The following is a 12729-nucleotide window of genomic DNA, read 5'->3' as shown; positions in this document are numbered from 1 at the left end:
TGTGTATCAGTTCTGGGACGTAAGCAGCTTTTGGATCTCGCGGCGGAAGACCTGGTTGGCAACCTCGTTTTGTCCGAGCACCATTCGTCCCGCACTCGAACTCGCCATGCTCACCTGCGAATCCCGCAACAGCGGGAAGTCCTCGGCATGGAGCACGGCAAGCAGGATCTCCCAGTTCTTGTCCCAGATACGCGTCCAACGCTCCTCGGTCATCTCGGTGTCCTCGACCTTCGGCACGATCAGTCGCATCTCCATGCGGCTGCGCTGCGGATCGGTCGGATGTGGACGGAAGGTCAAGAGCTGGAAGTGATCCGGCTGTCGCAGCAGGGTGCTGTTCGGTAGCAGAAAGTGCGTCTCGGTCACGTCCTTGGCGAGGCTGCGGTCGCCCGGGTCCTCCTCGATCCACCGATCGATGGACTTGCGCAATGCCACGAAGCGGCAGTGCCGACCGAAATCGTCGAAGGCCATCACGTTCGTGTGAATGTGCTTCGCCGCCGTATTCGGGTGGGCGTACTGGATGTGGTAGCCATCGAGGAAGGCATCCTGCATGATCTTCCAGTTCACCGGCTCGTCGAAACCCTCGGCCTTGACCGCCACCTTCGACTCGAGGTCATACGTGGACAGGATCGTGTCCATCTCCGACCCCAGCCAGCCGGCCACGTCGATCTCGGCGTCTGCATCGTCGACCACCCAGATGAAGCCGTGCCGTTCCTCCGTCGGCAGCTGGACCAGTCCCATCGTCTCGCGGTCAGCCTCGCCGAACGTGTTGTCACGCGTAATGGTGCGGAGACTGCCGTCGGTGTCGTACGACCAGCGGTGATACGGGCACGAGAACAGTCGGCAACGGCCCTTCTCTTCCTTCTCCACCATTGCGCCACGGTGACGGCACAGGTTCACCAGGGTCTTGACACCGCCGTCCCGTTGACGAACCACGATGACGTTGTTGCGGGGAAGCTGCAAGGTGAAGAAGTCACCGGCCTTGGGGATCTCGGATCCGTGCGCGACGATGGTCGGCACCCGGCCGAAAACGCCGTCCCGTTCACGCTTGGCGACGGCCGGATCGGTGAACTCCTCCGGCTGAAACCACGTCAGGTGGTCGTACTCGTCGGTGGTGTCGTTGCGCAGATGATCCAATGCGCGCCGAATCCGTTCCTCACGGGGCGCTCCGACCTCGGTCATCGGTTTCCTCCCAAGCTAGGCTGCGACGTCGGCCAGGTCCGTGACGGTAGCTGTCACGCCGACTCCATAAATCTAATCTACTTAGGTTTACGTGTAAACCCCACGACCGGCACACACCCTTGCGGCATAAACCGATGCTCATTAGATTTAGGTACACATCTGCCCAACAGAGGAGCAAAGGTGATCTCTTACCACTGGTGCGACGAGTTGGCCGCCGACGACCGCGAAGAGGTCCGCGCACTGATTCGACGAGCCGCCGCGTACGACGCAGAGGCCGGCTTCTCGGCCATCGATGAGAGTACGGCGGATTCACGTTCGTCTGCGGCCGAACAGGTCTGGCACCTACCGATCCGAGCCCGACGCAACCTCAGCACACGAGTCGACGAGCCGATGATCATCGTCGCCTACCTGCACCTCGGCGTCGACCCCGACGGATTGGGCCTGGCTCGATTCGTCGTGGATCCCGACTATCGGTCGCGCGGGATCGCCACACTCCTCGTCGAGGAGCTGGGGCTCGACGTCACCGCAAAGGACGGCTGGGCCGGGACGGGTGCTCGTGTCGTCCGGTCCTGGGCGTTCGGAACCCATCCCGCCGCGGAGCGCCTGACGGCGCGGTTCGCAGTACCGGCCATTCGTCGGCAGTGGACACTCGTGCGGCACCTGTCCGGGCCGTGGGCAGCGCCGATCGACCCGGTTTCGACGGAGTACACACTCTCCGAGCCGATCGAGAGCGCGGACTCGCACGCCATCGTCGACGACGTGCTCGCGCGCACGACCATGCCCGACCGACACCGCCTCACGCTCTCGCGCACCACCGACTGCGGTTTCGTCGTCACCGCCACGGGAGACCACGGGGCCGTCGGTTTCGTGCGATTCGATCCGACCCATCACAGCCACGAGGAACTCAGAGCGTCCTGGATCGGCGCTCTCCTCGTGACCGATGACGCATCGGGGAGCGGACTCGGCTCGGCTCTGCTCGTCCGCGCCATGGCGGCGCTTCGCGAGTCGGGAGCTCAACTGGCACTGATGCGCATCGACCCCGACGACGAGAGAGCCGTCCGGATGTGTCGCCTGCTCTCTTTCGAACAGGACGAAGCGCACGCCTGCTACCAGGTGAGCGCCGCTGATACGAAAGACAATATTTGTCCACTGTTGACGGACGCGGCAGCGCGCGGGTAACGTCCGGTGACGCCGGTCACAGAGACCCAGGCCGCGATCATGCCCCCCTCGTCGGTGCGTCCACCTGGTGGCGATATCCGAACGGCGATCGCCGAACTCCAAGTCCTGACGAAATATTGAGCGAGAGAAGATAATCCATGAAGAGACTCGAGAACAAGGTCGCGTTCATCACGGGCGCCGCACGAGGACAGGGGCGATCGCACGCGGTCCGGCTCGCCGAAGAGGGTGCGGCGATCATCGCCATGGACATCTGCGCCCAGATCCCATCGGTGTTCTACCCGATGGCCACCGAGGAAGACCTCGCCGAAACCGAACGACTCGTCAAGGAGGTCGGTGGCCGCATCGTCACCTCGATCGGCGATGTCCGCAAGCGTGAAGACGTCCAGCGCGCCTATGACGCGGGCATCGAACAGTTCGGATTCGTCGACATCCTCGTGCCGAATGCGGGAATCATGCCGGTCATCGATCAGGGCATCGAGCCACAGGCCTGGCACGACGCCGTGGACACGATGCTCACCGGTGTATGGCAGGTGCTCGACGTCGCCGTACCCGGCATGGTCGAGCGAGGCGAGGGCGGATCCATCGCCATCACCAGTTCGGCGGCCGGCTTGAGCAGCATCGGGTTGAGCACCATTCCCGGACAGGCCGGCTACTCAGCAGCCAAGCACGGTGTCGTCGGTTTGATGCGCCTGTTCTCCAAGCAATTGGCGAAGAACTTCATACGCGTCAACACCATTCATCCGACGGGCGTCAACACACCGATGGTCGCCAACGCCGAGTACGGAGCATTCGTCAACGCTCATCCCGAGGTCGCGAACGACGACGCCTACAAGAACCCCATGCCTGTCGAGTTGATCGAGGCGGTGGACATCAGCAACGCGATCGTCTTCCTCGCCTCCGACGAGGCGCGCTACATCACAGGCGTCACGCTTCCCGTCGACGCCGGCTACAACAACCGCTGAGAGGCAGCCATGACCATCACCGACGCCACCCCCTCGGCACCCACCGTCGCCGACCGCGAACAGGTCTTCATCGGCGGCCGCTGGGTCGACTCCACCGGTGACGAGTGGATCGACCTCATCGACTCCTGGAGCGAACAGCGTGCCGCTCGAATACGTTCGGCCACAGCTGAAGACGTCACTCGTGCGGTCGCCGAGGCGCGCAGTTCGTTCGACGCGGGGGTGTGGGCGGGCAAGACGATGGCCGAGCGCGCCGACGTCATCGACGAGATCGCCGACCGCCTCGAGCAGCGTGTCGACGAACTCACGACGATCGGTGTGCTCGAGGTCGGCATCCCCGTCGCGGTCAGCACCGGCACCCAGCAGATGACCGCGGGGCTCTTTCGCGCGGTCGCGAACGAAGCACGTGGATTCGAGGTCAGAGAGGATCGCACCCGCGCCGACGGCGGCATCTCACGAATCCTCAAGGAACCGACCGGCGTTGTCGCCGCGATCATTCCGTGGAACGGGCCGATCGGCACGATCGCGTTCAAGGTCGCACCGGCCCTTGCGGCAGGCTGTTCGGTCGTACTCAAGGGCGCTCCGGATGCACCGCTGTCGCCTGCGGTGTTCGCCGATGTCATCGCCGAACTGGTCGCCGAAGGTCGGATTCCCGCGGGCGTGGTCAGCGTCCTCATCGCTGATCGTGAGGTATCCGAGACGTTGGTGACCAACCCCGATGTCGACCACATCTCGTTCACCGGATCCACTGCCGCGGGCCGCCGTATCTCCGCATTGGCGAGCGAGCGCATCGCCCGTGTGTCATTGGAACTGGGCGGCAAGTCGGCCGCGATCATTCTCGATGACGCCGACCTGAACCACGTGCTGCAGTCGCTGCCGATGGGTGGCTGCATGCAGTCCGGGCAGGCGTGTATCGCGTTGACCCGTGTCCTGGTCTCGCGCAAACGCCACGACGAGGTCGTGGAGGCACTCACCGCGGCATACGGATCGCTGCCGATCGGAAACCCGTGGGAACAGACCAACTTCCTCGGTCCGCTCGCAGGCGCACGTCACCGCGAAAGAGTCGAGGGCTACATCGCCTCTGCGGTCGACGACGGCGCGACGGTGGTCCTCGGGGGCGGTCGGCCCGCGGGACTCGAACAGGGATACTTCGTTGCCCCGACGCTGATAGACGGAGTCCGCAATGACATGCGGATCGCGCAGGAAGAAGTGTTCGGCCCGGTCATCTCGCTGATCACCTATGAGGACGAAGACGAGGCGGTCGCCATCGCGAACGACTCGATCTACGGTCTGTCCGGCGCCGTCTACACCGAGGACCTGGACCGCGGATACGCTCTGGCGCAGCGTATCCGTACCGGCACGATCAGCGTCAACGGCGCCGTCATCGACTTCACGATCCCGTTCGGCGGCTACAAACAGTCGGGCGTCGGTCGCGAGGGAGGGATCGAAGGCCTCGAGGAGTTCTTCGAGACCCAGACCGTGCACATGCCAGCCTGACCTTCTCGGCCTAACAGGCGGTGTTCCGGAACTCAATTCCGGAACACCGCCTGTGTCATGCAGCGGGGATCACCGCGCAGCCTGAGAGTCAGGCCGAGCGCGGGCTCGCATCGGAAGCAGGTTCGTTACGCATGACACCGTGCAGGAAGCTACGAATCATCTCCTCGTACAGCTTCTTGGACGTGAGTTCGTTCTCTGCCAAGGCGTGCGCGAGCGTGGGCTGCGACTCTGGATCCACATTCGGGAAGATCGTCCGACGGGTGCTCGGGCCACGCATCGCCTCTGTGAGGGCGGCCCCCAACGAGAGGCGTTCCATTCCGTCCAAGATCTGCACGTGCAGGTGAGCGGGAACCCCGGATGCTTCCAGGAAGCGAGCGGTCTCCTCGTAGGTACCGATGAGCAGATCGCGGGGAAGATACTGCAGCAGAATCGGCGCTGCGTTGCGGTGTCGGAGAATCGATTGCCGAAAATTCAACGCGATCGACACGAAGTACTCCGGCCAATCCGGACCGGGAGTACGGCGCGGAATGGACCCGGCCCCGGCTATGTGGCGAGCAACTGCCGAAAGGATCTCCGACTTGTCCGCGAAATGATGATAGAGCGACGGGGCGCGGACGCCGAGGTGCTTGGCGAGCCGCGGCAAACTGAATGCATCGAGTCCCTCAGTATCGATGATCTCGATGGACGCCGCGACCGCAGAGGTGCGGCTGATCAGCGGTTTCGACGGTCGGGGCATCTCGCGCTTTCCACTCGGCGACACCAGGCTCGGAACCTGGCTGTGGACCACATCGTAACGGGTGGTCGGGGCTGCGCGACGATCACGGCGTCAACACGCGGGGACCGCGTGGTCGAGAAACTCGAGGAGCCCCTCACTCAGGACATCGTTGTCGTCGCCGCTGACCATGTGCCCGGCGCCGTGGACATCGACCTGCCGACACCCCGGAATCAGGTCGAGGAGTTCGCGGGCACCGTCGGAGCTGACCACATCGGATCGAGCACCCCGGATCAGCAACGTCGGAACCGTGACACTGCGTGCCGCGGCACGCGCCGTCTCCTCTCGCACACCCGCCTGTTCAGGTCCGTTCTCACGATGGGTGAGTACTCGGGGATCCCAATGCCAGTACCACCGACCGTTGCGCAACCGAAGGTTCTTGCGCAGTCCCTCGGCACGCGGAGGACGCGGTCGGTGTGGGTTGTAGGCGGCCACGGCTGCAGCCGCGTCCTCGAGCGAGTCGAACCCGGCCAGCCCGTCGTGCATGAAAGCACTGATCTTTGCGAGCCCCTCCGGCTCGGCCTTCGGCGTGATGTCGACGAGAACGAGTGCGCGACCGAGTCCCGGATGCGCACCCTGCGCGATCAGTGAGGCCATACCGCCCATCGACGCACCGACGAGCACCGGGGGAGTGTCGAACGAGCCGACCACCGCTATCAGGTCGCGCGCGTGTGCAGCAATCGCATAATCACCGTCGTCGGCCCAATCGCTGTCCCCGTGGCCTCGCGCGTCGATGGCGTATGCGGTCCAGCCGTGCTCTGCCAACCGCTTTCCGGTGCGCTGCCATGAGTGCCGCGTCTGCCCACCGCCATGGAGAAGTAGCACCGTGCCGCGGGTGGTGCCCTCGGCCGGCTCCCAGCGGGTCGCGACGAGGGTGAGACCGTCACCCACGAGATGCACCGTGGTGTTTGTCATGCTGGTCCTCTCTGATCAATGCCGTCCCCGGGTGGCACCGTCGGGTGTCAGTGGCCGGAGGTCCCACCGTCGACGGCAAGGGTTGATCCGGTGATGTATCCGGCGCCCGACGAGGCCAAGAACACCACCGCAGCATCGATCTCGCGTTGGGTCGCAGTGCGCCCCAACGACGATTCGGCGATGAACCGTCCGAGTGTCTCCGACGGCATGTCCTCGATCATGTCGGTCTCGACGAACCCGGGTGCAATCGCGTTGACCCGTATCCCTTTACGGCCCGACCACTGATTGGACAGATCGCGGGTGAGCCCGATCAGTCCGGCCTTGCTCGATGCGTACGCAGCTTGCGGCAGCACAGATTTGGTCAGCCCGAGCGTGCTCGCGACGTTGACGATACTCGACCGCGGCCGCATCACGCGCGCACAGGCCTGCGCCATCCAGTACGCACCGAACAGGTTGACCTCCAACACATTGCGGTAGTCTTCGGGCCGCTCTCGGGTGGCCGGGGCGGTGTGGGTCACGCCCGCATTGTTGACCAGCACGTCGAGATGTCCGAATTCGGCCACCGCGGCGCAGGCCAATTCGTCGCACTGACCGGGGTCGGTCACGTCGGTCGGGACCACCAGGCAACGGCGTCCCAGCTCGGTGACCGACTCGGCGACCTTTTCCAGCCTGTCGCGGCGGCGCGCGGCGACGACCACGTCGGCACCCGCTTCGGCCAACGCACGTGCGAATCCGGCACCCAAGCCGCTACCGGCGCCGGTGACGACCGCAACAGACCCCGTGAGCCGGAAGAGGTCGAGTACCGAACCAGACGACGCCGATGTCCTCAAGTGAACCCCTTCGACCATAGCTAATGAGTATAGATTTACGTGCTCCCAGCCCCGCGGGTCAGGGGGCCTGTTGCAGCAGCCTTGCTCACATTAACCTAATTGCTTAAGATTTATGGGGAGTCCAGTTCGAACAGAGTGGGTACACCGATGACCGAGAGCAAGACACGGCGAATGCGGGTGAGCGCAAAGGAACCGGCCGCAGATGGGGTCGTCCTCGTGACCTTGGCCGACCCCGATGGCGGCTCGGTGCCGCGATGGGAGCCGGGCGCTCATCTCGATCTCACCCTCGGCGAGGTCATCCGGCAATATTCGCTGTGCGGCGATCCCGATGACGGCGAGACCCTGACGGTCGCGGTACTGCGGGAGGCACAGGGCCGTGGCGGCTCGGCGTACGTGCACGACAAACTCGAGGTCGGCGACATGATCGAGGTCGGCGGTCCGCGTAACCGGTTCGCACTCGAGACTGCGTCGTCTTACCTGTTCATCGCAGGCGGCATCGGGATCACCCCGCTGCGCCCGATGCTGAATCGAGTCGACCGCAGTGGTGCACCCTGGCAACTCCTGTACGGGGGACGCACGCGCGCCGGCATGGCCTTCGCCGACGACCTGGCTGCCGCGCACCCCGAGCAGGTTCGACTCCGCCCCCAGGACGAGTGCGGACTACTCGACCTGCGCGCGGCCCTGGATGCCGCAGAACCAGGTACCGCCGTCTACTGCTGCGGTCCCGAACCCCTTCTGTCAGCGATCGAATCCGCTTGTCGCGACATCGATCACGTCGCGCTACACATCGAAAGGTTCGCCGCCAGGGACGTCGACGACAGCGCGAACGACACCTTCGAGGTGGAACTGGCACGCAGCGGCGGTGTCGTCGCCGTAGGAGAGTCGGAGTCGATCATCGACGCATTGCATCGCACAGGTGTCGACGTGGACTTCTCGTGTCGTGAAGGTACCTGCGGCACATGCGAGGTCGCCGTCCTGGCGGGAAAGCCCGACCACCGCGATTCCGTACTCACCGACGACGAGCAGGCAGCGAACGACGCGATGATGATCTGCGTCTCCCGCAGTTGTGGCCCCCGACTCGTGCTCGACCTCTAGACCCGTCACGCCAACCCGCCGACAGCACCCGGAATTCCGCCGACAGCAACCGGATTCGACACCACCAGGAGATCCCATGAACTCATCCGAACCACCCGCGCTGTATGAAGTGCGTGAGCATGTCGCCATCGTGACGTTGAACCGGCCGGAGGCCATGAACGCGGTCAATTCGGAGCTCTCGGCCGCCGCCGGCGCGGCACTGGAAAAGGCAGCAGACGACCCGCAGGTCCGGGTGGTGGTGATCACCGGCGCGGGACGCGCCTTCTGCGCAGGCGCGGACCTGAAGGAAGTGGCCGCGGGCAACAACATCTACGACCCGGACCACCGTGACCGCGACTTCGCAGGGATCGTCCGGCACTGGATTCCCAAACCCGTGATCGCTGCCGTGAACGGATTTGCCCTCGGCGGCGGCACCGAGATCGTGCTGGCCGCGGATCTGGCCGTCATCGACGAGCATGCCGCCTTGGGGCTACCCGAGGTCACCCGCGGGCTCATCGCCGCAGCCGGCGGTGTCCTACGGATACACAGGCAGGTCCCGCCGAAGGTGGCCTCCGAGATCGCACTGACCGGGCGACCCATTTCCGCGGCACGCGCTTACGAACTGGGACTGGTCAATGCGGTCGCCCCGGCGGGCACCGCATTGACCGCAGCACTCGACCTCGCGGCGACGATCGCCGCGAATGCTCCGATCGCGGTCCAGCAGAGCAAGCGTGTGATGCACGAAAGCGCCGCGACGGCCACCGGCTGGGCCGAGCAGGACTGGGCACTCAACCGCGACGCCACGCGAATCGTGATGACCAGCGAGGACGCGCGGGAGGGGCCTCGGGCGTTCGCTGCCAAACTCGCGCCGCAGTGGGCGGGCCGTTGAGGGCTCGACACCTCTCGCCCGCACACTCAGCCGGCTTATCAAAGAACAAAATTTGTTTGACGTATCACGGCTCGGAGCGTAACGTGGGTCACCATCACCGGAGGTGTCCGCCGTCCGGCTTACCACCAGCACCGTGACGAAACCCGGTGTGCACCAGCTGTGTTCACCATTCACCCGCTGTCGGATCACCGACCGGCCACTTTCCGAACCCAAGGGAGAACACCATGAAACTGCAGAACAAAGTCGCGATCATCACCGGAGGTGGCTCCGGACTCGGCCGCCAGTCGGCACAGCTGTTCGCCGCCGAGGGAGCGACGATCGTCGTGGTCGACATCGACGCGGAACGCGCTGCCGGGACCGTCAAACTCGTCCAAGAACAGGGTGGCACCGCGATCGATGTGGTCGCGGACGTCAGCATCAAGAGCCAGATGGTCGACGCCGTCGCCCGCACGGTTTCCGAGTTCGGCAAGCTCGACATCATGTTCGCCAACGCCGGCGTCGTCTCGCGCGGCGGCGTGCCGTCCGTCGCCGGTGGCGAGCAGGTCGCTTTCGAGGACCTCACCGAAGAGGACTGGCAGCATGTCTGCGGCGTCAACCTCAGCGGCGTGATCTACTCCGCACAGGCTGCGGTGCCTGCGCTGAAGGCCAATGGGGGCGGCGTCATCCTCGCCACGTCGTCTGCTTCCGCACTCGCTTCCTACCACAGCATCGCGCTCTACCAGGCGACGAAGGCAGGCATCAACGGTCTGATCCGGGGCCTGAGCCTCGACCTCGGCAAATTCGGTATCCGAGCCAACGCGATCGCGCCCACCCACGGAATGTCGCCGAACTTCCTCGCTCCGGCGGGCACACCGGTCGTCGGGAAGTCCTACGAGGAGACCGCCGGCCCGTGGGATCCGATCGTTTCACCGATCCCGCTCAAATTGAACCGGCCGCCGTCACTGGTCGACAACGCGAAGGCCGCGTTGTTCCTGGTCTCTGACGATTCAGCCTACATGTCCGGCGTGACGATGCCGACCACCGACGGCGGCACCCTGGCCCGCGTCGGGATGTGGTTCGAAGAGGACCTGAACCCCACCGCCGGGTCCTGACGCGACACCACCACCCCTCGAACATTTCGACCTGAGAAGGACACGATGGCTGCGACAATCGGTTCGGCACTGCACTGGTGGGCCGGCACCAAAGGTGATCAACGGGCGCTGATCGTCGATGACGAGACGCTGACGTACCGCGAGTTACAGAACTGGTCGAGCCGAGTTGCCCGTCGCATCATCGCCGCCGGTGTCACGCCCGGTGACCGGGTGGGGGTGCTCGGGCCGAACTCGCTGGCCTGGCCGGTTCTCGCGCTCGGTGTGATGAAGGCCGGCGCGGTCCTCGTACCGCTCAACCCTCGCCTCAAGCCGGCCGAGCTGCGCAAGGTCCTCGACGATTCCGGAGCTGGGCTCACCATCGCACCCGGTGAATACGCCGAACAGGTCGACCAGACGCGTGCCCTCGGCTCCGACTTCCAGGCTCTGTGGTTCGACGACTTCGTCGGGCTGCGTGAGGGCGACCGTGACGACTTCCGAATCGACCGCAACTACGACGACCCCGTCGCGATTCTGTTCACCAGCGGATCGACCGGACTGTCCAAGGGGGTCATCTGCACCAACCAGACCCTGCTCAACATCGTCTTCGAGGCCACCCTCACGGAGGAGGGATTCCGCCCGGGTTCGACTGCGCTGCTGCTGCTTCCGTTGGTGTTCACTCCCGGCCTGGTCTGGGGCTTGGTCATGTCGGTGGTCCTCGGCAACACACTTGTCATCGAGAAGGAACTCAAGCCCGGCCGAGCCGCCACACTCATCGGCGAGCACGGCGTGAACGCCCTCTTCGGTGTTCCGCTGGTGTTCGAAGCCATCTCGCGCACACCCGAGTTCGAAGCCGCCGACGTCTCGTCATTGCGAACAGCCATCGTCGGCGGCGCCGCGGTCGCGCCGGCACTCCTCAAGGCGTGGGCCGACAAGGGTGTCGCTTTGCGACAGATCTACGGCATGACCGAGGCGGGCGGAGTGGCCACCGCGACCACCCGCGACGAGGCGTTCACGCACCCCGACACGTGCGGAACCGGTTCGATCTTCACCGAACTCAAGGTGATTCGATCAGACGGCACCGATGCTGCTCCGGGGGAGGAGGGCGAGATCGTGCTCCGTGGCCCCGGCGTCACACCGGGCTATTGGAACGACGACGAGGCAACTGCCCAAGCTCTGCACGACGGATGGCTGCACGGCGGCGACCTCGGGACCCTCGACGACGACGGCCGCGTCAAGTTCGTGGACCGGATGAAGGATCTGATCATCACCGGGGGTATCAACATCTCGCCGGTCGAAATCGAACGCGTCATCAGCGAGATCGACGGTGTCGAGGAAGTCGCGGTGATCGCCGCGTCCGATGATCGTTTCGGGGAGACACCCGCTGCAATCGTCACGATCAGCGGCGATGTGGACGCAGCCACGATCGTCGAACACTGCGACCGGATCGTCGCCGATTACAAGGTGCCGCGGTACGTGATCATCCGGGACGAGCCGCTGCCTCGGTTGCCCAGCGGAAAACTGTCCAAGACCGCCATTCGATCCGAATATCGGGACGTCTCCGAACGATTCACAAAGGTCCGGTAAATGCTGATGTCGTGAGGGACGATCACCCCCTCGGCGGTACGATCTCCCCGGGCGGTAGGCGCCCAGCCGTACCAGGAGAAGGGTGTCATGGCGCGACGTCGAACGGGCAGTGTGCTCAGTGAAGATCCCGACGAGGCACGTCTGCAGATCCTCGAAGCGGCCGAGCGCACCTTCGAACGCTTCGGTGTGGGCAAGACGACGATGGACGACATCGCCAAGGAAGCCAACATCTCCCGGCCAACGGTCTATCGCTACTTCAGCGATCGCGACACGCTGATCACCGCGCTGATCGAGGTACGTTCGCGTCGGATGTTCGCCAAGGCCCGAACGTACCTCCGCAAGCGAAAAACGTTCGGGGAACAGATCGTGGACGGTCTCATCTTCCTCGTGGACAAGGGGCGCAAGGATCCCGTCGTACGGCTCATCGTCAGCCCCGAGCACATGGACATGGCCACTGCACTCGTCGGAAGTTCCGGTCTCGCGGCGCGACTCACCGAGGAGATGTGGGGCCCGGTCATCGACGAGGCTCGCGAACGCGGCGAGGTGCGGCCCGACCGCACCAACGCCGAGATCTGTCAGTGGATCGCGCTGGTCGAGTTGATCCTCGTCGGGCGAATGGACTTCGGTTCGGACGCAGACCCCGAACACCGACGCATGTTGACGAACTTCTTGGTGCCCGGGATTCTGACGCCGGAGGCGGCGAGTTCGTTCGGAGCCTGACGACGGTGCACCGCATCAGCGAGCGTGCGTGTCGATCCCGAATCAGTTCTGCTCGGTCCGT

The 12729-nt window shown here is 64.7% G+C and carries 12 protein-coding genes; 8 read left to right on the top strand and 4 right to left on the bottom strand.

The annotated features are described in order from the left end of the window. Positions 1-6: 6 nt before the first annotated feature. Entirely contained in the window at positions 7-1179 is a 1173-nt protein-coding gene (locus AAFP35_RS11935; protein WP_419221812.1) for an aromatic ring-hydroxylating oxygenase subunit alpha, read from the bottom strand. 180 nt (positions 1180-1359) lie between these two features. Here AAFP35_RS11935 and AAFP35_RS11930 point away from each other — a divergent pair, with 180 nt between their 5' ends. The 3 genes from AAFP35_RS11930 to AAFP35_RS11920 all read left to right on the top strand — a co-directional run bounded on the left by AAFP35_RS11930 (position 1360) and on the right by AAFP35_RS11920 (position 4814). Further along, positions 1360-2358 (top strand): GNAT family N-acetyltransferase, encoded by a 999-nt coding sequence (locus AAFP35_RS11930; RefSeq protein WP_419221810.1) that lies wholly within the window; start codon positions 1360-1362, stop codon positions 2356-2358. 137 nt (positions 2359-2495) lie between these two features. Continuing rightward, complete coding sequence (locus AAFP35_RS11925; RefSeq protein WP_419221809.1) at positions 2496-3320, top strand: mycofactocin-coupled SDR family oxidoreductase; 825 nt, start codon at positions 2496-2498, stop codon at positions 3318-3320. A gap of 9 nt (positions 3321-3329) precedes the next feature. Beyond that, a complete protein-coding gene (locus AAFP35_RS11920) occupies positions 3330-4814 on the top strand; it encodes an aldehyde dehydrogenase (RefSeq protein ID WP_419221808.1) in 1485 nt (494 codons plus the stop codon). An 88-nt stretch (positions 4815-4902) separates the two neighbouring features. On the opposite strand, the gene AAFP35_RS11915 is transcribed toward AAFP35_RS11920, so the two are convergent. From AAFP35_RS11915 to AAFP35_RS11905, 3 genes are all read right to left on the bottom strand, one after another. After that, entirely contained in the window at positions 4903-5550 is a 648-nt protein-coding gene (locus tag AAFP35_RS11915; RefSeq protein ID WP_419221807.1) for a TetR family transcriptional regulator, read from the bottom strand. A gap of 90 nt (positions 5551-5640) precedes the next feature. Beyond that, the gene (locus AAFP35_RS11910; protein ID WP_419221806.1) at positions 5641-6501 is read right to left on the bottom strand and encodes an alpha/beta fold hydrolase; all 861 of its coding nucleotides are present in this window, start codon (positions 6499-6501) and stop codon (positions 5641-5643) included. 47 nt (positions 6502-6548) lie between these two features. Further along, a complete protein-coding gene (locus tag AAFP35_RS11905; protein ID WP_419221805.1) occupies positions 6549-7331 on the bottom strand; it encodes an SDR family NAD(P)-dependent oxidoreductase in 783 nt (260 codons plus the stop codon). Between the two features lie 147 nt (positions 7332-7478). Between AAFP35_RS11905 and AAFP35_RS11900 the strand changes: the two genes are divergently transcribed. The 5 genes from AAFP35_RS11900 to AAFP35_RS11880 all read left to right on the top strand — a co-directional run bounded on the left by AAFP35_RS11900 (position 7479) and on the right by AAFP35_RS11880 (position 12668). Beyond that, the gene (locus AAFP35_RS11900; protein ID WP_419221804.1) at positions 7479-8426 is read left to right on the top strand and encodes a PDR/VanB family oxidoreductase; all 948 of its coding nucleotides are present in this window, start codon (positions 7479-7481) and stop codon (positions 8424-8426) included. 76 nt (positions 8427-8502) lie between these two features. Then, positions 8503-9294, top strand: a complete 792-nt coding sequence (locus AAFP35_RS11895; protein ID WP_419221803.1) for an enoyl-CoA hydratase-related protein — start codon at positions 8503-8505, stop codon at positions 9292-9294. A 224-nt stretch (positions 9295-9518) separates the two neighbouring features. Next, positions 9519-10385: an SDR family NAD(P)-dependent oxidoreductase gene (locus tag AAFP35_RS11890; protein ID WP_419221802.1), complete on the top strand. Its 867-nt coding sequence runs from the start codon at positions 9519-9521 to the stop codon at positions 10383-10385. Between the two features lie 45 nt (positions 10386-10430). Further along, positions 10431-11948 carry a class I adenylate-forming enzyme family protein gene (locus AAFP35_RS11885; protein WP_419221801.1) on the top strand — a complete coding sequence of 506 codons (1518 nt, stop codon included), beginning with the start codon at positions 10431-10433 and terminating at the stop codon, positions 11946-11948. Between the two features lie 87 nt (positions 11949-12035). Next, entirely contained in the window at positions 12036-12668 is a 633-nt protein-coding gene (locus AAFP35_RS11880) for a TetR/AcrR family transcriptional regulator (RefSeq protein WP_419221800.1), read from the top strand. Positions 12669-12729: the final 61 nt, after the last annotated feature.

It is taken from the genome of Gordonia sp. CPCC 206044, from assembly GCF_048537895.1.
Lineage (GTDB): Bacteria > Actinomycetota > Actinomycetes > Mycobacteriales > Mycobacteriaceae > Gordonia.
The sequence above is the reverse complement of the archived record's forward strand: the minus strand, read 5'-3'. Positions and strand labels throughout refer to the sequence as shown.

Excerpts from the sequence above, each read along its gene's own strand:
- AAFP35_RS11885 (WP_419221801.1), top strand. The coding sequence starts at position 10,431 with ATGGCTGCGACAATCGGTTCGGCACTGCACTGGTGGGCCGGCACCAAA.
- AAFP35_RS11880 (WP_419221800.1), top strand. The coding sequence starts at position 12,036 with ATGGCGCGACGTCGAACGGGCAGTGTGCTCAGTGAAGATCCCGACGAG.
- AAFP35_RS11925 (WP_419221809.1), top strand. The coding sequence starts at position 2,496 with ATGAAGAGACTCGAGAACAAGGTCGCGTTCATCACGGGCGCCGCACGA.
- AAFP35_RS11935 (WP_419221812.1), bottom strand. The coding sequence starts at position 1,179 with ATGACCGAGGTCGGAGCGCCCCGTGAGGAACGGATTCGGCGCGCATTG.
- AAFP35_RS11890 (WP_419221802.1), top strand. The coding sequence starts at position 9,519 with ATGAAACTGCAGAACAAAGTCGCGATCATCACCGGAGGTGGCTCCGGA.
- AAFP35_RS11900 (WP_419221804.1), top strand. The coding sequence starts at position 7,479 with ATGACCGAGAGCAAGACACGGCGAATGCGGGTGAGCGCAAAGGAACCG.
- AAFP35_RS11895 (WP_419221803.1), top strand. The coding sequence starts at position 8,503 with ATGAACTCATCCGAACCACCCGCGCTGTATGAAGTGCGTGAGCATGTC.
- AAFP35_RS11915 (WP_419221807.1), bottom strand. The coding sequence starts at position 5,550 with ATGCCCCGACCGTCGAAACCGCTGATCAGCCGCACCTCTGCGGTCGCG.
- AAFP35_RS11920 (WP_419221808.1), top strand. The coding sequence starts at position 3,330 with ATGACCATCACCGACGCCACCCCCTCGGCACCCACCGTCGCCGACCGC.
- AAFP35_RS11910 (WP_419221806.1), bottom strand. The coding sequence starts at position 6,501 with ATGACAAACACCACGGTGCATCTCGTGGGTGACGGTCTCACCCTCGTC.